General features: G+C 41.6%; 16 protein-coding genes. 12 read left to right on the top strand and 4 right to left on the bottom strand.

The window, feature by feature from the left end; genetic code table 11:
• Positions 1–6: 6 nt before the first annotated feature.
• Together dacB and K1X84_08250 are read right to left on the bottom strand one after the other, a co-directional pair.
• Positions 7–1,503, bottom strand: a complete 1,497-nt coding sequence (dacB, locus tag K1X84_08255; protein MBX7151618.1) for a D-alanyl-D-alanine carboxypeptidase/D-alanyl-D-alanine-endopeptidase — start codon at positions 1,501–1,503, stop codon at positions 7–9.
• Positions 1,504–1,522: 19 nt separating this feature from the next.
• On the bottom strand, positions 1,523–2,779 hold the full coding sequence (locus K1X84_08250; GenBank protein ID MBX7151617.1) for an FG-GAP-like repeat-containing protein: 1,257 nt from the start codon (positions 2,777–2,779) through the stop codon (positions 1,523–1,525).
• Positions 2,780–3,147: 368 nt separating this feature from the next.
• Between K1X84_08250 and rpe the strand changes: the two genes are divergently transcribed.
• From rpe to K1X84_08220, 6 genes are read left to right on the top strand one after another with little or no spacing between them, the layout of a single operon-like run.
• Positions 3,148–3,810 carry a ribulose-phosphate 3-epimerase gene (gene rpe, locus K1X84_08245; protein MBX7151616.1) on the top strand — a complete coding sequence of 221 codons (663 nt, stop codon included), beginning with the start codon at positions 3,148–3,150 and terminating at the stop codon, positions 3,808–3,810.
• A 28-nt stretch (positions 3,811–3,838) separates the two neighbouring features.
• The gene (locus K1X84_08240; protein ID MBX7151615.1) at positions 3,839–4,843 is read left to right on the top strand and encodes an FAD binding domain-containing protein; all 1,005 of its coding nucleotides are present in this window, start codon (positions 3,839–3,841) and stop codon (positions 4,841–4,843) included.
• Positions 4,844–4,896: 53 nt separating this feature from the next.
• Positions 4,897–5,580: an energy transducer TonB gene (locus K1X84_08235; GenBank protein ID MBX7151614.1), complete on the top strand. Its 684-nt coding sequence runs from the start codon at positions 4,897–4,899 to the stop codon at positions 5,578–5,580.
• A gap of 36 nt (positions 5,581–5,616) precedes the next feature.
• Positions 5,617–6,897: a phosphoribosylamine--glycine ligase gene (purD, locus tag K1X84_08230; protein ID MBX7151613.1), complete on the top strand. Its 1,281-nt coding sequence runs from the start codon at positions 5,617–5,619 to the stop codon at positions 6,895–6,897.
• Positions 6,894–8,447 carry an N-acetylmuramoyl-L-alanine amidase gene (locus K1X84_08225; protein ID MBX7151612.1) on the top strand — a complete coding sequence of 518 codons (1,554 nt, stop codon included), beginning with the start codon at positions 6,894–6,896 and terminating at the stop codon, positions 8,445–8,447. The genes purD and K1X84_08225 overlap by 4 nt, the downstream gene beginning before the upstream one ends.
• A gap of 23 nt (positions 8,448–8,470) precedes the next feature.
• On the top strand, positions 8,471–9,304 hold the full coding sequence (locus K1X84_08220; GenBank protein MBX7151611.1) for an alpha/beta hydrolase: 834 nt from the start codon (positions 8,471–8,473) through the stop codon (positions 9,302–9,304).
• Positions 9,305–9,310: 6 nt separating this feature from the next.
• Here the strand turns inward: K1X84_08220 and K1X84_08215 are convergent, their stop codons facing one another.
• Both K1X84_08215 and K1X84_08210 read right to left on the bottom strand, forming a co-directional pair.
• Positions 9,311–10,210, bottom strand: a complete 900-nt coding sequence (locus K1X84_08215) for a TIGR01777 family oxidoreductase (protein MBX7151610.1) — start codon at positions 10,208–10,210, stop codon at positions 9,311–9,313.
• Positions 10,211–10,288: 78 nt separating this feature from the next.
• Positions 10,289–10,744: an SRPBCC family protein gene (locus K1X84_08210; protein MBX7151609.1), complete on the bottom strand. Its 456-nt coding sequence runs from the start codon at positions 10,742–10,744 to the stop codon at positions 10,289–10,291.
• Positions 10,745–10,871: 127 nt separating this feature from the next.
• Between K1X84_08210 and K1X84_08205 the strand changes: the two genes are divergently transcribed.
• From K1X84_08205 to K1X84_08180, 6 genes are all read left to right on the top strand, one after another.
• On the top strand, positions 10,872–11,417 hold the full coding sequence (locus K1X84_08205) for an RNA polymerase sigma-70 factor (protein ID MBX7151608.1): 546 nt from the start codon (positions 10,872–10,874) through the stop codon (positions 11,415–11,417).
• 97 nt (positions 11,418–11,514) lie between these two features.
• Positions 11,515–12,480 (top strand): FecR domain-containing protein, encoded by a 966-nt coding sequence (locus K1X84_08200; GenBank protein MBX7151607.1) that lies wholly within the window; start codon positions 11,515–11,517, stop codon positions 12,478–12,480.
• Between the two features lie 62 nt (positions 12,481–12,542).
• Positions 12,543–14,042 carry a hypothetical protein gene (locus K1X84_08195; protein MBX7151606.1) on the top strand — a complete coding sequence of 500 codons (1,500 nt, stop codon included), beginning with the start codon at positions 12,543–12,545 and terminating at the stop codon, positions 14,040–14,042.
• A gap of 205 nt (positions 14,043–14,247) precedes the next feature.
• The gene (locus K1X84_08190; GenBank protein MBX7151605.1) at positions 14,248–16,968 is read left to right on the top strand and encodes a carboxypeptidase-like regulatory domain-containing protein; all 2,721 of its coding nucleotides are present in this window, start codon (positions 14,248–14,250) and stop codon (positions 16,966–16,968) included.
• Between the two features lie 53 nt (positions 16,969–17,021).
• A complete protein-coding gene (locus tag K1X84_08185) occupies positions 17,022–17,888 on the top strand; it encodes a DUF4249 domain-containing protein (protein MBX7151604.1) in 867 nt (288 codons plus the stop codon).
• Between the two features lie 136 nt (positions 17,889–18,024).
• The coding region (locus tag K1X84_08180; protein MBX7151603.1) for an RNA-binding transcriptional accessory protein at positions 18,025–20,171 on the top strand (2,147 nt) is incomplete at its 3' end.

Below are 20,171 nucleotides of genomic sequence, written 5' to 3'. Positions count from 1 at the left end.
TTTATTTTAATTCCGGGTAAATGTTGCTAGTCGGGCAAGAATATCATCTTGCACTTTTTCGACGTCTAATTTATTGACCGTAAAATTATTACACATAATGCTGAATACTAACTCTTCATTGTCCGCTGTCCGTAAAAAACCGGATATGGTTCGTACATTATCCAAAAAACCTGTTTTCGCGCGCACATTGCTTTCTGCAGCAGTACCTTTCATACGATAGCTAATAGTGCCGTCGACGCCTGCAATCGGCAGCGATTCATAGAATGGTTTCCAGTATTTATGTAAACGTATATACTTTAATACATCGACGAAATTGCTGGGTGAAATTTGATTGGTACGAGCATAACCCGAGCCATCGACGATGACCATTTTCTTGATATTGAGGCCGATCTGTTGTAAAAATTCTTTTTCCATGGCTAAAGCCGTGTCAGCATTTCCGGTTCTTTGCATTACAGCCGGAACCGTCCGAAGAAGTTGTTCTGTAAAAAAATTCTGGCTTTTTTTATTGACCACCTTGAGCGTCTCGCTCAATTTTGGCGACACATACGAGGCGATTTGTATGATTGTAGAATCGTGGTCAGGGTCGTAAGTGAAACCAATTAAACTGTCGATGTCAGCGGGATTACCATTCACAATAATGGCACTGTCTTGTTCCAGAATTTCTTTAAAGACCGTTGCGGTGTACAATGTCGGGTTTTCTACGGTGACGTAACCAACCTTTACCGGCGAGCCAATGGCAATTTTACCTACTGCACGAACACGATTGGTCGCACGGTCCCGGATCAAATCCACTTCTTCTGACTGATATTCCGATGCTACTGTTTCAATGTGGTTATCGATGCTGATATAATGAGTATTTGGAACAATCTGAATCCGTCCCGGAGACGTTATGTTTTTACCGGGAGTGACGTACCAATCGATACAATTATCGTTGAACGACAATCCGCTGACCTGCGCCGAATACCAATACGATTCGCTGTCCCATTCCCAATTCTTACCGAGAATATCGTCGCCAAAAAAATTATCATCCCCGATAATGTTACCTTTGATGATTTTGATATTACGAGCTTTCAGGCTGTCACGCCAGTCTTCGAGAATCTTAGTTACGTTATTTTTTTCTTGAAACCGGCCGGAAATCGTCGGGTCTCCCATACCACGGATAATGACATTGCCGGTGAAAGTTGTATCGTTTTCAAAAGAGCCTTGAAGGTATACGCGCGTCGTGTATTGAAAATCGGGACCCAATTTGTCGAGCGCAAACACGCTGGTTAATATCTTCATGTTCGAGGCCGGAATGAGATTTTTCTTAGCATTCAACGTGTAGAGCGTTTCACCGTTTTTGATCGATTGGACAGTGATACCCCACCACGCATTATCCAGAAAATATTGGTTGACCAACTGATCAATATCTTTTCGGAGTTTTTGAACGGCAGGAGATGGGTTTTGTGCAAAGAGTGGGGTGCTAATCAAGAGCGCAAAAAAAAGACAGCGAAAAAATATCATCAGTACCTTCTTCATTAAGTTATTTTTTTACAGTTCGCGTGATGACCAGCGAACCTAATTTATAATAAAAAACATATTGCCCATCACTGACCGGAATATCATTTTCATCGGTACCATTCCACTCGAGTGCAAATTGTCCTTCAGGCAAATCCGAATCGAATTCAAAATATTTTCGAATCAACTTTCCTTCGTTGTCGAACAATTCCATGCTTACGTGTTTATAGGACGATAAAATTCCAACGTCAGCTGTATTGGGTTTTGAAAAATCGTTATCGTAAATAACGGCTACTTTTTTATAATCGGGTTTAGCTGCCGTTGTTCCTGAATTATTAGTGTAAATTCCAATCACCATTGTATTCGGATCCAAAACGGCAACATCATTTTTTCCATCACGATTAAAGTCGCCAATAGCCCATGCGGCGACCGCAAAAGGTGCTTTGAGGGAATAAATTTTATCTAAAAACAACCCTTCATTTTCACTGAAAATAATTTGAATTTCGCCATCTTTCAATACAACGGCATCCTCTTTTCCATCGCCGTCCATATCACCGATGCGAGCTAGAAGCGGATTGGTGCGCATATCAAATGTTGCCGAGGAAAAATCCCATTTGTTGGAACCTTTTTCTGACGGAACTACAAGCATCACAGTTGAAGACTGATCGGGTTTCACTAAAACATGCGCGATTCCTGACTCGGCAAAATCATTCACTCGGATTCGTGATGGATTCGATTCAAGCAACAGGCTGCCGCCGTATTTAAACTGTCCTTTTCCGTTTCCTTTGTATAGGTGTAATTCTTTAGTTGAAGCAGATGCAATGATCAGGTCAAGGATACCGTCTTTATTAAAATCACCCAGACCTGATGCGCTGGGATCGCTTTTTGTTTTAAAGTTATCTTTTTCTTTGAATTGACCGTGGGTTTCGTTAATCAAAACGGTCGTGGTTTGTGACGGCGAGTGAATGGCTATGATGTCATCCAAGCCGTCTCGGTCAACATCGGCAATCTGGACGTCGACCGGAAATTTATCGGTTGTTAGATTATTAGGATCACTAAACGAGCCATCGCCTTTACCATAGAAGATCGACAAAACACCCTGATTGTTATCCTGACTTTTTCCGGCTACAATGATGTCAAGAGTGCCATCATTATTCAAATCACCAACAGCCATAGCTGAGGGCTCACTGCACACTGTGAAAACGGTGCCAGGCGACAAAAGCTCTTGCCCCCACGCAACACGTCCACAGATAAACCACAATATGACCCACGCTTTGGTCATGAAGTTAGCTAAATCATGGATTGAATAATGAGAACGTTTAAGACTTCTACCGAAATGAAGAGCAGTTGATCAAATAAAAAAATAGGTCAAAGGCCGCTTCAACATACAGCTGTAGCAATATGTCCCTTTCGCTTTATAAAATCAACTGGTAATTGCTGAGAACAGGGTGAAAACATTAAAGAGATTTAATAGTCACAAACTGTTGGAAAAAAAATGGAATTAAAGAGAACGAAGTTCATTTTTGATCTACAAATTAATACATGAAAAAATTCAACTCGGTCATTCATTGGCTAAAAACAAATTGATTCTCTATCCGAAATTTTCTATGTTGATAAGCTTATTTCATGAATCAAACTCGATTTACAGTTATGCCTGTTGTTGCGCCTTCGATCCTTTCGGCGGATTTTAATAATCTCGAACGCGATATTCATGTAGCAGAAAAAGCCGGTGCGGACTGGGTTCATGTTGATGTGATGGATGGACATTTTGTTCCGAATATTACCATCGGCCCGATCGTGGTCGAGCACCTCCGGAAGATCACACAACTACCTCTGGATGTTCACCTGATGATCGAAAAACCCGAACGCTATATCGACGCTTTCCGCAAAGCCGGGGCCGATATTATTTCTGTTCATCAGGAAGCGTGCACGCACTTGCAACGAACGTTGCAACATATTCGAGAGACCGGCGCGAAAGCCGGTGTTGTATTAAATCCGGCTACTTCGCATCAGACGTTAGAATATGTTCTGGACGATGTGGATTTGATTCTGGTAATGTCGGTCAATCCGGGTTTTGGCGGGCAGGAATTTATAGAAACGAGCATCCAGAAAATTCAAGCCATTCGTACTATGCTGGCGCATCGTAAAGTTTTCATCGAAGTGGACGGCGGAATTAACGACAAGACGGGATTGCGGGTGATCAAAGCCGGAGCGAACGTTTTGGTTGCAGGTTCGTACGTTTTCGGTGCTCAGCAGCCGGCCGATCGGATTCAAATTTTGAAAAAATTATCATCACCTTCCGTTATCGCATAAACGTATTATAATACCGGAGTTATTTTCTATGATGACATTGCCTCCGTTTGAATTTCTTGCGCCCTCCAGTATCAACGAAGCTGTGCAATTATTACATCAGCATCAGGCGAATGCCAAAATTCTGGCCGGCGGTACGGATTTGATTCCCAGCATGAAGAACAAACTGTTCGAACCTTCATATTTGATCAGTATTAACCGTATTGATGAGTTAAAATCGGTTCATTTCGATGCATCAAAGGGTTTACGACTTGGCGCACTCGTAACAATAACGGACGTAGGTTGTCATCCGACAGTTACCGAAAACTATCCGGCTTTGGCATCAGCTGCGCGCAAAATTGCGACGCCGCTTTTACAAAATAAAGGCACCATCGGCGGCAATATCCTATTGGACACGCGGTGCTTTTATTACAATCAGTCTAAGTTCTGGCGTACCGCTCTCAATGGTTGTATGAAAAAAGAAGGCGACGTGTGCCGAGTTGCACCGAGCGGACACCGTTGTTATGCGATTTCATCATGCGATACCGTCCCGGTTTTGTATGCATTAAATGCATCTGTCAGATTGATCAGCGCAAACGGCGAACGCACTGTGCCGCTCAGAGAGTTTTATCAAAATGACGGTATGAATTTTCATACGATGAAACCGGATGAAATTCTGGTCGAAGTTCTGGTTCCGCCTCAGCCGAAGGGATTTCGCGGTGGTTACTTGAAATTGAGGCGACGTGAAGCGATTGATTATCCGATGCTGGGTGTTGCCGTGGGCTTGGTTATCGATGAAAAAGGAATTTGTAAAGATGCTTCGATCGTACTCGGTGCCGTATTTTCTTGTCCGTTTGAAGTGCAACAAGTCAAAGATATTTTAGTTGGCAAGAAAATTACAGACAAAGAAATCGAAGAAGTTGCTCGGATCGCCTATGACGCGGCCAAACCAATGGATTTGACCAATTTTCGTCCTGGTTATCGCAAACGTATGGTTAAGGTTTTTACTAAGCGATTATTAGAAAGCCTGATGCAGGGCAAGGAACTTGTCGAGTAGAAACATTCAAAGTTCTCAATCGTCTAATGATTGACGATGTTGAAAGCTTATTGATGATACTTCCAGAACCTATAGACGTTAAATCAGATGAAACCATTCGGCCGGGTATCGTGCGCGCATTTCATCACCTTAGGGAAAAATATTACGAAACGATGGAAATCGGGCTTTTGAGTTCCATTACACTGATGGTTATTCTGTTTAATTTGATTCCAAAGCCAACGCCGCCAGAAATTAATCTGACCCAAGCTCCAATCATCCTTGAGGTGACTGACGTACCGCAAACATTGCAGCCGATCTCGGTCAAGGGTGCACCGATCAAACCGGTAATTCCAATCGCAGCGGACATTCCTGAAGAACTGATGGTCGATGAAACGGATCTGATTTTCGGAACCGAAGACGGGCTTCTGGAAATTCCCGCACCGCCGGTTCCTCCCGGCGGAGGCAATAAAACCGAACTTTTTCCACCAAAACTGATGGTAAGTAAATTTCCGGAATATCCGAAAGAATTACAAAAACAAGGCGTCTCGGGCGTTATCGTACTGCTAGTCGAGGTGGATGTAACCGGAAAAGTGATCAATCATAAAGTAAAGTCAAATTCGACCAACAATGCTATTCTTGAAAAATTATCCATTGAAACGGTTTATAAATGCCGTTACAATCCTGCATCCGACGGCAAAAAGCCGATCGTCTCATGGACCGAACACCGTTTTGAATTCAATGAAAAAGTTTCGCAATAATCCTTCCGTGATATGACTACCGTTTGAGGATCCACCATGAATATTTTCGTTATCGGGAGCGGCGGCCGCGAGCATGCCTTAGTTTGGAAAATCGCTCAATCACGCCATGCTTCTAAAATCTATTGTGCTCCGGGCAATGGCGGGATTAGCCAAATCGCCGAATGTGTTCCCGTCAAAGTTAATGATATTGAAGGTTTACTTCGATTTGCGAAGGAAAAGAAAATCGATTTGACGGTCGTGGGTTCGGAGGAGCCACTGACGCTGGGTATTGCCGACGAATTTACTAAACACGGTTTGGGCATTTTTGGGCCCTCGGCCAAAGCGGCTGAAATCGAAGGCAGTAAAGTTTTTTCAAAACAGTTGATGAAAAAATACAACGTGCCTACGGCCGGATTTGAAATATTTTCCGATTCCACTCTTGCAAAAAATTTTGTCCAATCTACAAACCGGGCATTCGTTGTTAAAGCAGACGGATTGGCAGCCGGTAAAGGCGTGATTGTTGCGGCGGATGTGCAGGAAACCTTAAACGCCATCGATCTGATCATGTCGGATAAAAAATTTGGCTCTGCCGGTAATAAAATTATCATCGAAGAAAAAATGGCCGGCGAAGAAGCTTCTGTTTTTGCGATTACAGATGGTGAGGGATATGTACTTTTGCCGGCAGCCCAGGATCATAAACGCATATTCGACGGCGATCGCGGCGGCAATACCGGTGGTATGGGAGCGTACGCTCCGGCTCCGGTAGTAACACCTGAAATAATGGAACAAGTAGAGCGTACGATCATCCGTCCTGTCATTCAAGGAATGGCTTCGGAGGGTCGTTTGTACAAAGGAGTTTTGTATTGCGGACTGATGTTGACCAACGAAGGCCCGAAGGTAGTTGAATTCAATTGCAGGTTTGGCGATCCGGAATGCCAGGTCCTGATGCCGCTAATCGACAGCGATGTAGTCGAGCTTTTTCTTGCGGTTGCGACGAATCAATTAAACGATCATTCTTTGCGGCTTAATTCCATGGCCGCAACGTGCGTGGTACTGGCGTCCGGGGGTTATCCCGACCTATTTGAAAAAGGTAAAACGATTTCCGGACTTGAAAAAATAGTGTCGCAGAACGCAGTTGTATTTCATGCAGGGACGCAAAAGTCTGACGGGAAATTTATCACCAGCGGAGGACGGGTTCTCGGCGTAACAGCATTTACCGATACCATCGCCAGTTCAATTCAGAGCGCATACGAAACGGTGGGGCATCTATCGTTCGAAGGTATGCACTTTAGGAAGGATATCGGCCACAGAGCGTTAAAACGAATGGGTCAAGTATGAATTTAAAATTATGTTTCTTCATCGGGCTATTGGTCCAGACTGTTGCGGGGCAGAGCGAACTAAAACTGAATTATCGCGACAATTCAAAAAGCGTTGTTTCAGTTTATTCTGGCGATCAGGATTTTGTTTCTCTGAAAGATCTGGCCGACCTGACCAACGCCGGAATTTTCGATAATCCCGTCAAAAAGAAATCCGTTTTATACGTTCCGCAGCATGAAATCAAAGTGACGGCGTATAATGCATTCGTCGTTATCGATGAAAAATTGATCGTGCAAATGCCGGTGACATCATTGTATATCGACGGACGCATATTTGTTCCGGTACAATTTTTCATACCGGTTCTGAATAGCATTCTTTCCGCGCCGGTCACTGTCAACGGACAAACTCTCGCCTCTGCCAATCTTAATGAAGTCAAAGCAGCTACCAAAGATTCTGATGAAACGACTGAGAGTAAAATCCCATCTAAAATTAATTTAACACGAATCGATTTTGAAAAAAAATCGAACGGTCTTCTGATTAAATTGAAAACTGAAAAGGATTTTTCGGCGAGCGAATTAGAAATTTGGAAAAACAAAACGTGGGTTTACATTACTGTGTCCGGGGGTGTTTATGATAACAGTCTTTCCGAATCTATCCTGAAAGCAGAAGCTTACAAACTCATCAAAAAATCACTAATTTTTCAGCATAAACATTCGGCGCAATTATCTTTTCAATTAACAGCCGATATTCCAGGGCAGGAAATTACTTACGATGAAAAAAACCATCTGATTTTAGTTAGCTTCCGTGTTAATGATCCTAAATTGCTGGATGGTCCTTCAACGCAGTCCGGCGTTAATTTAACTCAAAAACAAAGTCAGTGGAAAATCGATAAAATCGTTTTAGATGCCGGGCATGGTGGAAAAGATATTGGAGCTTCGGGCAAAGGCGGCACCAAAGAAAAAGATATTACATTGGCCATCACGCTTAAAGTCGGTAAGCTTGTTCAGGAACAATTGGGTATCAAAGTAGATTATACGCGCAGCACGGATAAATACATTACACTTAAAGGACGTACGCAATACGCGAATGCACAGAACGCAAAAGTGTTCGTCAGCATTCATTGCAATTCATCGACCAATCGAAAGGGCAATGGGTTTGAAACGTTTTTTCTTTCGCCAAGCCGTAATGACGAAGCGCTTGCCGTTGCCCGCAAGGAGAATGAAGTCATTCATATGGAAGAAGAAGTTCATGATTACGGTGATTTCACGGATGAAAAATTCATCCTTGCACACATCATGCAGAGTGTGTTTGTCAAAGAAAGTGAAGAGCTGGCGGGGCTGGTTCTGAAAGGTATTGACACGAAAATGGATATCAAAAACCGCGGTGTGGCGCAGGCACCTTTTTATGTGCTGATGGGCGCTTCAATGCCGTCCATTTTGGTCGAGACAGCGTTTATATCCAATCCGACAGAAGAGAAATTACTCAAATCCGACGATTTTCAGAATAAGATGGCGCAAGGCATTGTTGACGGAATTAAAAAATTTGTCGAATATTATGAGAAGGGTAGTTAGAAATCGAAACAAGGAGGTGCAAAATGAAATTTGCAAATTTTTTAATTGTATTTTTTTTGCTGGCCATATCTTGCCAGCCGGAACACAAAATAAATACTCCTCTTAACTACGTCCTGACCGGTGACGGTACACGAACTCTGGTGTTCTTGCATGGATGGGGTATTAATCAAACTTATTGGGAATCACAGGTCGCAGCATTTAAGGATCGATATAGAATTCTTACTCTGGATCTTGCGGGGCACGGACAATCGAAAGTTGTGCGCACGGAATGGACCATGCAAAATTACGCTAACGATGTTGTTGATCTGATCAACCAGCTAAAATTAGACAGCGTTGTTTTAATAGGTCACTCAATGTCGGGTGACGTGAATTTACTCGTAAATGAAAAAATTCCATCCAAGGTCATCGGTTTCATTGGCATCGATAACCTTCAGGAACTCGGAACTGATTTACCGGACAGTGCAAAAGCGCAGTCGGAGATGATTCTTAAAATGTTTGAAGATGATTACGTCAATACGGTCAATCAATTTGCACCGTCGTTATTCAGTGAAACAACCGACAGCACGGTTCGCAAGCGGGTAGTCAATGATATTCTGAATGTAGATCACAAGGCGGCGGCCGCTACATTGCAAAGCGTTTTTCTTACGTCGACCATGGAAAGAAAATTATGCGAAAAGCTTCAGGTGCCTTTGATGCTGATCAACTCCGATATTCATCCGATCAGCGAAGACTTGTTGAAAAAGCACTGCAAGAAAGGATACCGCATATTCCAGGTGCACGGAACCGGCCATTATCCGATGATCGAGGCTCCGCAGGAATTTAATGATCGTTTAAATGATGCGTTGAAGGCAATATAATTGCTTCTAACCGGTCAAGGCCGCCGATAGAGCTTTTTTTAAATCGGTATACTTAAATTCAAATCCGGCTTCGATTAATTTTTTAGGAACGGCCTTTTGCCCATTGGTTACAATAGCAGCCATTTCGCCGAGGAGCAGTTTCAAAGCAAATGATGGCACGGGCGCCCATGAAGGACGGCGAAGAATAGTTCCCAGCGTTTTGCAGAAATCTTTCATTCGGACAGGATCAGGAGCAGTAAAATTCACTGGTCCGCGTAAATTTATCTGATTTAGTACAAATTGAAAACCGGTAATTACATCATCGCGGTGAATCCAAGGCATCCACTGATATCCGGAACCCAATGGTCCGCCAATAAAAAATTTGAACGGCAAAGCCATTTTCTGAAGTGCTCCGCCGTCGCCTCCCAAAACGATTCCTATTCTTGGTAATACTACCCTCACACCAAAATCTTCCGCTTTCAAGGCTTCAGTTTCCCAATCCCGACACAACTTGCCCATGAAATCATCGGCCGGCAAACGGGATTCCGTTACATCGCTATCTTCGACATGTCCGTAATACCCTACGGCAGAAGCATTAATCAGGGAGTGAGGTTTTTTTGAAGCCTTGGCCATTGATTGGATAAGAACGCGGGTAGTTAGAACACGGCTGTCGGTTAGGCGTTTTTTTTGATCATTGTTCCAGCGCTTTGCGGCAATACTTTCACCGGACAGATTGATCACGGCATCGGCACCATCGATGTATTCACTCCATTGTCCCAATGTTCTTGCGTCCCATTGAACTGCGATTGTCCCATCGATCTTGATGTTGCGCCGTGTTAAAACAACCATTGTATGGTGCGCTTTTTGTAACGATTGAATTAGAAATTTTCCGATAAATCCTGTTGCACCCGCTAAAACGATTTTCATAATAGATAAATTAAAATAGAAAAATAAAAATATTGTTGGACGTGATTGATCAATATTACTATGATTAGAGGCTTAAATTCAATTTGTTTTTTTGAAAATCGAATCAATCGCCAGTTGGCGATATTCAAAAATGTCATTCAATTGTTTTTTGATAATGATTGCATGCATACAATCACCAACAATCCACATCGGCAAAGCATATCGGACGATATCAGTCATGAGCGTTCCGTATTCCGTTTCAGTAAACGTATGCGCATGGTGCCAAAAGCTATACGGACCTTGAATCTGTTGATCCACAAAAAAATGCGGCGGGTTGTATTCTGTAATTTTTGTTTTCCAGCGAATTGGAATTTTGAACCATCGAATCGTGTAATCGATAATCGCATCATTTTTCATTTCAATCGGCGATGGCGATAGAATATTGAAGTTAAGCCAGGGCGGTGTAATACGTGACAGATTTTCCGGTTGTTCAAAAAACTCAAACACTTTAGTAACCGATTGATCGATTTGTTGTATACGTTTCAGTGTAAACATGAATATATTCCACAAAATTTGTGGTCAGTATAAATAGTCTTCTTGGGAAAGTCCATACGTTCTTTTACGTATTTGATTTTGATGTCATCTCAAAATATATTGCACCGTATTTTTAAACAGAGGGTACATGGCTTCTGAAATTCTTCCTGAATTTATACAAAGAATCCGCGCTTCCGACCGGTTAGCGTTTAAAGAGTTTTTCGATTTGTACGAAGAATCTATATACAATTTTATTTGCTACAAAATCGGGGACTCGGAAGCAGCGGAAGATATTTTACAGGATACATTTATTAATCTCTGGGAAACGCGGCATCAATTAAAAGATGGCTTGTCTCTCAAATCGTATGTATACACTATCGCTAATAATCTTTGTTTAAATTTTATCAGGCACCGGAAAGTTGTCTTAAAATATACGGCACAGGATGAAGAAGCTTTTACATCCGAGTCCCCTCAATCGCTGCTCGAAACCAAAGAATATCGTCAGGCTGTTTTTAATTGTATTGCCGCTTTACCCGAACATCCCCGAACAGTTTTTATGTTAAGCCGGATTGATGATCTTTCCTACAAGGAAATTACCGAACGGCTCAGTATCAGCATTAAAACTGTTGAATCCCACATTGGAAAAGCTTTGAAACTCCTCAGGGCGTGTCTACAGCCTTTTTTAAAAAAATAAATAACTTTTAGCATCAGGGTTTTGTCCAAGTCAGGTGTATTATCATAAGAACAGATGATAATCAAGACGAGATCCCTATAACGTAAAGCGGGTGATTATGGAAACTCTTGAAAATTATCATGATGATGTGTTTATAGCTCGGTGGATATCCGGAGCCGTTCAGGGTGATGAATTAACTGAATTCAATAAGTGGATTGAGGCACATCCTGAAGAGAAACAGTTTTTTGATGATCTGCAAAAAGTATGGCAAATGACCGGTCAATTGCCGATGAGAAAAGCTTTAAGCCGGGATCAGCGCTGGGAAAATATAAGCCGACGGTTATTCTTTAATGAGAAGAAGCAAACAGCGACCGCCGCATTACGTCATCGATGGCAAGCCATTGCTGTTGCTGCAGCCGTAGTACTTATGATCGGATCATATTTGTGGATCAACCGTGAACAAACCATTATCGAATTTGCTATGAAAGGTGAACAAAAAACTATAACACTTCCGGATCGCTCCGAAGTAACTCTCAATGCCGGTTCATCACTGAGTTATCAAAAAAACGCATGGAGCAAAAAACGTGAAGTGATTTTATCGGGTGAAGCTTATTTCAGCGTAATTAAAGATAAAATCCCGTTTGAGGTTAATTCGGAAGGAGTAGTAACTAAAGTTTTAGGAACGACTTTCAATATCCGTTCACGCGATGGAAAAGTAGAAGTAGCGTGTTTGACAGGAAAAGTCAGCGTGACAGCATCGGATTCAGCGTCAGTAGTTCTTACCCCTGGCCTAGCGACCTTAGTTCATAAAGGTTTATCTCCAGAGGAGCCTTTTGCGATCGACTCAAGAAAGAAAATTAACTGGATGATCGGTGAAATGTATTTTGAACGCGAGCCTTTGCACAATGTCATAAAAGAAATTGAGAGACAATTTGACGTTCAGATATCGATATCGAAAGGTAATGAATTGACTTTTACAGGGCGTATCGACCGATCGTCCGTGCAAAAAGCTTTAAATGTGATTTGCCTGACAGCGGGGATGAAATATCAAGCTGTCAATGACTCGATGTACACAGTTTATTAACCGCATAGGATCATATGAAATACAAAATAATACCAATATTCATGTTAATGTCCTGTACTCTCATGAGTATGCAAAATGCGCAGGAAACAAGAAAGCTGCACTCAGTATTGCAGGAACTGGAAAGTCAGTATAAAGTGAAGTTTTCCTATGTTGATCAATGGATTGACAATGTTTTAGTGCATTCGCCTCAAACTGCCCGAGGAGTAAAATCGGCTTTAGACGAAATTTTACTGAAAGTTCCGATTTCGTATACCATTCTTGACGATAAGAACATATTGCTTTTTCAGGATAGTTCGAAGATAAAGCCTGCAACTGAATTTAAAAACGAGATCAAAGGAAGTTTGATCGATGCGCATTCTTCACAAATAGTGACGTTGCCGGATTCAGTATTGTCAAAAGACGGCAAAGATTCTATCGATACCTCCTCTTTTCAACAGTTGGCTAATGCCGATGATGCTGATGATGTTTTGATAAAAGAACAGATCAATGTAATACCCGGCAACCAACATTTTGAAAGCCCCAAACATTTTTTCCATTTCTCGTTGTGGAACCAATTAAACACTAACTACCCGTTTTCCGGTCCGACAATTCATAACTTTTCGATGAATATGATTTCCCACGAGTCGATCGGTCTGGAAGGAATTGAAATTGGATTAATCGGCAATTTTAACAGAACTTTTGTTAAAGGTTTTCAAATTGCGCTTGGAGGTAATTCGGCGCAGACATACATGCATGGATTACAAATCAGCGGAGGCGCCAATGTTAATTCATTACAGGTAAGTGGATTGCAAATTGCGGGTGGATACAATGCTACTGAAAAATTATCCGGCATCCAAATCGGAAGCGCCAACACGGCAAAAAACGTGACGGGGGGACAAATCGGAGGCGTTAACTTGAATTCTGTAAATGCTAACGGCGCTCAGATCGGAGTACTTTTTAACCGCTCAAAAACTGTTAGCGGGCTTCAATTAGCTGCGGTTAATCAATCTGAATTAACGACGGGTGTTCAGGTCGGGTTGTTCAACTTTGGAAAAAAAGTGAAAGGCATTCAAGTTGGTTTGGTCAATTTTTCGGATGACAATACTGTGGCCGCGATTGGATTGCTTAATTTTATTAAAAACGGGCAGCATCATTTCGAAGCGAGTATGAATGAATCCAAGTTTACGCATTTGGCCTACAGGCACGGTACGAAATATTTTTACACTATTTATGATGTTGGAGTCCATCGCTTCGACAATCCTCCGCGCTGGTCGGTCGGTATTGGTGTAGGAGGTGTGATTTACAATTACAAAATGGTTGAAGTCAATCTCGACGTTATGACACACCAACTGCATGAAAATCGCCTGTGGGAGAGACGCGTAAATTTACTCAATAATATTAAGCTGACGCCGAGTTTTAAAATCAATGATCATTTTGCTCTTTACGGAGGCGTTTCAGCGAATGTCTGGATTTCGCGCCATAACAATGGCGACGTTCTTTCAAGAGGAAAAGTCTACGTTTATGATCGGAAAAACACGTTCGTCAGAGGTTGGTGGGGATATTTAGTTGGCATCAGAATATAGGAGAATTATAATGAAAGAAACATCATTACTCAGACAGTGCTTACACATTGCTTTTTTAGTTGTAACCGCACTGCTCTTACTATTATTGGTCAAGTAAAACAAAGAAATTTATGATTTGCAGAATGCTGATTGTGTTGACAATGTTTTGCATCGTTGGAGTGGGAGTTTGGTTCATATTTCTGTTTAAACTTTAAAAAAGGAGTTTATGGTTAGTCGGTTTTTTGTTTTTTTTATTTTATTCCGTTTTTCAGAACTTTATTCTCAGGAAATGGTTCTGAACTATAACCAGGTTCCTCTCAATGAAGTAGTAAAAGATTTAGAATCAAAATTTCACGTTAGTTTTTCTTTCGTAGACCAGTCGCTTGATGAATATCAGATTTCGGCGAGGGTTCAAGCCAATAACCTTGAGAAGGCCTTGCACGAAATTCTGTTAAAGACTGAAATCAATTTTACAATTGAAGGCAAACATGTTTATCTGTTCCGTGATGCCAAAAAAGGACGCGGTGCGGAGGTCGGTTCTATCAATGGTATAGTCGTAGATGGTAAAACATCAGAGCCTCTGTCGTATGCCAATCTGTTAATCGACAGTACCGGTTGGGGAACATATTCCAATTCATCCGGAGACTTTACACTCAAACATATTCCTTACGGCAATTATTATCTTAGAATAACTGTGATTGGCTACGAATATGAATTACGTTCGATTTCGTTATTTCAACCGTTGTTAGATTTAGACACGATCCGCCTGACACCTAAAATATTTGAAGGAGAAAATATTGTTATCACTGGCGAGAAAGATCCGCTACGTATCTCTGACGAAAAATTGAGGATCCAACCAAGTGTCATTATTTTGGATCGAAAGAAGATAACGAACACACCGGGCGTGCTCGAGCCGGATTTATTTAGGGCCATGCAAACATTACCGGGTATAACAGCGCCTAATGACATTACCAGTGAGTTGTTTGTACGTGGAGGGACGCCGGATCAAAACCTGATAATGCTGGATCGGGCAGTGATCTATCAGCCGTACCACATGTTTGGTATTGCCGGAATTTTTAATACCGATATCATTGATGAAGTGAATTTTTCAGCGGGAGGATTTTCTTCTCAATATGGAAACCGTTTAAGCTCGGTAATCGATGTTCGTACCAAATCGAATGCGAAAGATAAATTTTCTGGCACGGGAACATTGAGTTTATTGAGTTCCAAGCTGACTCTCGACGGTCGTCTGAATGATCAATGGTATTATTTGGTTTCCGGACGAAGAACCTATTTGGATAAAGCGAGCAAGCTTACGAAAACACTTGGACTGGTCGGAGAGTCTGTTCCATACAATTTCTCTGACCTTTATGGGAAAGTTATATTTAGTCCAAACGAAACAAACCAATTCAGCGTGTCTGGTTTCTTATCTGGTGATTTCTATCAAAAAACGAACACCAGGAAATTTTATAAAGAATATTTTAATCAAACCGGAGCCTTTGTTCGTGAAGACCTTCATTACGAATTCAGAAGAATTAATGATTATTCATGGCACAACTATAACTTTACTGCGAACTGGCAATTTAAGAAAGATTGGCTTATATCGACTATTACAGCCTATCAGTCCATAGCTACAACTGACATGGATCAGGACAAAGTATTTCGCTATGACGAACAAGCATCAGATTCCATTCGTCACTTAGTTGCTAGCATTAATACTAATGAAGATCAACATCCGCTTTATACAAACAATCAAATAAACGACAAAACCATTAAATGGGATATTGAACTTGAATTAATCAAGAACCATAAATTCCTTTTGGGTGCTGAATACAACCGGCAAATTCTTTCTTATTTTTGGGACAATATGGACTTCAACAGAACGGAAACGTATGAAGTTTTTTTTGATGTTGCACCGGACTCATTTACCTACCACCGCCTTCTAAATAACTATAGTTTCTACATAGAAGACCTATGGAATATCGATAATCGGTTCATTATCAAGCCTGGATTGCGAATTGAAAAATTTGATCAATCATCTCCTAAGACAGCTATCAGCCCGCGTGTAGCTGCTCGGTATGAATATAATGATCAGATTGCGTTAAAAGCTGCAACCGGAGTTTATTATCAGTCTCATTTTAATTCGCGCGAGAAAGGATATATCGGGCTATTGGAAATTCCATTCTCAACGGCTGGTGACCGATTGCAGAAATCGATTCACTACATTGCCGGAGCCGAATATTATCCGGATATACGTACCCGATTTTCAGGAGAAGTTTATTATAAAAAGTTATACAGAATGGCTAAAAACCGGCGTTCAACAGCCATTTCCCCGATTTTTGTTTTCGGAGAGGGTTATGCTTACGGTCTCGAACTCATCTGGAAAAAAATCGGTAGTCGATTCAGTTATGAAGCGGCTTATTCTCTCGCGTGGACTAAAAGAAAATTTGAAGGTATAGAATATTTTACTCCGTATGATCAACGCCATACGTTATCCTTTTTAGGTAGTTATAAACTGCCCAAAAACTGGTCGCTGGATTTCAGATGGACATTTAATAGCGGAAGAGCATACAGACCCGCACAATTTGCTACAGAACAATTTTTTTTGAATGGCTATTTTTCGAATGATCGAGTTACTGCGTCTGAGTATGTTGACAATGCGGAAGGAACAGAAATTGATCATGTTAATATTTACGGGCGTATGCCGATTTATCATAGGTTAGACGTTAGTTTTATAAAAACGATAATTTATAAGAAATGGACGCTGAAACCTTACATCAATATCGTTAATAGCTATTACAAGAATAATCCGTTGTATTACGACGTTAAAGAAACGGTCAAATCTTTTCAGACGCCTGAAGGATATATTCTATCAACTACTTATGCAAAGCGTCGTAGTTTTGGTATTCCGATAGTTCCTTCATTTGGCGCTCATTTTGAATTTTAAATTGGAGAAAAATAAAAGTGAGAAATTTGTTTTTTTGGAGCACAATAGTAACCTTGATCGCGGCCTGTTCGGACGTTCCTACATTTCCTGAAAAGGTTAATTTAATTTCAGTGCATTGTGTTTTAAATCACAAATTTAAAACACAAGTATTTGTCAATCACGCAATCAATGTCGATGATCTGGATGGTGTATACAACCGTGATTCGTTGAAAACAAGAATATCTGGGGCTCATGTGATAATTGAAGGAAATGGACAACAAATTGTATTGACTGAGAAACGCCCGGGTCTCTATGAAGACATTTATTCTGAACTTAGAATCAGCGAAGGACAAAAATATTCTTTATCAGTCGAGGTTGATGACGAAAAAGTTTATGCTGAAACTACAGTGCCCATAACTCCACAATTGACTGAGCCAGTGAATATGGACAGTTTAATTGTGTTTTTAGAAGTAGATACTGATTATACGGAAGTATATTCAACGATTGATTCACGCGTTACGAATTCTGCGATTAAATATAGTTGGAAAAAGACTGTCAATGCTTCCTATCAATTTAGTATTGTGAACCTGGAAATTAGCGTTATGGATTCCGATTCAGTAATTTATTACTATCCAGATCTCTATACTCTGACTGGATCAATACTTGAAAATGCGTTAAATATTTTCGGCAATAACTCTGGTTATGGTAAAAATTGGATATGGTCATCAAGCTATCCTGAAATTGTCGGAGTTACAGAGACGCGGCCTGATCGAATAGAAATACTGGTTTATGATGAAGCAAGCACGAATTATTTTAATTATGATTATCATGGCTTGGAGCGGACTTCAAATATAGTCGGAGGCCTTGGTTGTTTTGGTTCTATTAATTACTATAGTAAAGACATAACTCTCATCGTACATTCGCAGTATGCCGAATGGTAGTCATCTAAAAAACAATCCTAAGGCTGTCTCAATCTGACCTGTTAGGATGTCTTGCATTTTCTTTTCAAATCTCTTATAATCCCCTCGCCAAAAATAAATTTTTACTTACATAAAGGTTGATGCTCTGATGACTGAACTGGATATCATTCGTTTGGTTGCCAAAGAATTGGCGATTGCTGCAAACAACGTTTCGGCAACGATTAAATTATTGGATGAAGAAAATACGGTTCCGTTCCTAGCGCGCTATCGTAAAGAAGTCACCGGGGGATTGGACGAAAATCAAATTCGCGATATCCATGAAAAGATGACGTATTACCGCTCACTGGAAGCCCGTAAGTTAACGGTTTTAGCTTCTATCGAAGAACAAGGCAAATTAACCGATGAACTTAAACAAAAAATTCAGACAGCAATCAAATTACAAGAAGTCGAAGATTTGTATTTGCCATACAAACCTAAACGCCGAACGCGAGGCATTATTGCTAAAGAAAAGGGATTAGAGCCTTTGGCCATGATGATGCTGGCGCAAGAAATTATTGAAGGAACCGCTGAAGATTGTGCGCGTGAATTCGTGAACACAGAAAAGAAAGTAGAATCGGTCGATGAAGCCTTGGCAGGTGCGCGCGATATTGTTGCGGAAATGATCAGCGAAGATGCGGACGTGAGAAAGATCATTCGCGAATTTACTAAAGAAAATGGAATTCTGGTTTCCGCCAAAAAGGATGAGGCCGATACCGAATATGAGATGTATCACGATTATAAAGAACCGATTGCCAAAATGCCACCTCATCGAATTCTGGCAGCCAATCGCGGAGAACGCGAAGATAAATTGCGTGTGACGGTTGAAATTGACGAAGAAACCTGCCATAACCACATTGCCGGCCGGTACTTGAAGAAAACGAAATCTGTTTTCCGTCCTCACATGATTGATGCTATCAAAGATGGTTATGGTCGTCTGATCGCCGGCTCTATTGAGCGTGAGGTACGCGCTGAATTTACAGAAAAAGCTGAGGCGCATGCCATCGAAGTATTTGCAGAAAATCTTAGAAATCTTTTATTGCAGGCACCGACCAAAAACCGCATCATCATGGGCATCGATCCGGGTTTTCGGACGGGCTGTAAAGTGGCTGTGATCGATGAGACCGGGAAATATCTTGAAGGAGTGACCATCTATCCTCACGAACCGCAGGGTGAAATCCTCGCGTCAAAAAAAATCATCAAAGCTTTGGCTAAAAAACATTCAGTCTCAGTAATCGCTATCGGTAACGGTACGGCTTCGCGTGAGACCGAACAATTAGTAGCTGATGTTATTTCTGAATTGAAACAGGATGATAAAGAACTCGACCTCGTTTACACGATTGTCAGTGAAGCCGGAGCGTCGGTGTACTCCGCTTCGAAAGTTGCACAGCAGGAATTCCCTGATCTCGAAGCCGCGCAACGTGGCAATATTTCGATTGCTCGACGGCTGCTCGATCCATTGGCTGAATTGGTCAAGATCGATCCGAAATCGATTGGAGTCGGTCAGTATCAACATGATTGTGATCAGAAAAAATTAGCCGATGCTTTAACGGTTGTCGTGGAGTCGGCAGTAAATTATGTTGGAGTAAATTTAAATACAGCTTCAGCATCGCTTTTGACTTATGTTTCAGGACTTTCATCACGAACAGCGACGGCCATTGTTCAGTTTCGCGATAAAAACGGGAAATTTGCTCGTCGTGATCAATTACTGGAAGTGCCAGGAATTGGTCCTGCGGCGTTTCAGCAAGCCGCCGGTTTTTTAAGAATTCCTGAAGGAGATAATCCGTTTGACAATACGTCCATCCATCCCGAGTCCTATGAAGCCACGCAAAAATTACTGCAAAAATTTAATGTCCTGGATGTACGGATGGCGGGAAGCTTTCTGGATCTTCAACTGCGCAATTCAAAATTGCCGCTCGATAAAGTAGCAGGTGAAGTCGGCATCGGCGTACCGACCTTAAAAGACATCATCGACAATTTAAAAAAACCAGGCCGCGATCCGCGCGACGAGATGCCTAAACCCATTTTCAAAAGCGACGTTCTTAAAATGGAAGATCTTCGTGAGGGCATGATTCTCAAAGGTACCGTACGCAACGTTGTTGACTTTGGGGCATTCGTCGACATCGGAGTTAAGCAGGACGGCTTGGTCCATATCAGCCAACTTGCTCATAAATTTGTTAAAAATCCGATGGAGGTTGTCGCTGTCGGTGATGTAGTCGACGTCAAAGTCCTCGGCGTCGATTTGGCCAAAGGCCGGGTGCAATTGAG

This window comes from bacterium (assembly GCA_019695335.1).
In the GTDB taxonomy this organism is placed as follows: domain Bacteria; phylum CLD3; class CLD3; order SB21; family SB21; genus JABWBZ01.
The sequence above is the reverse complement of the archived record's forward strand: the minus strand, read 5'-3'. Positions and strand labels throughout refer to the sequence as shown.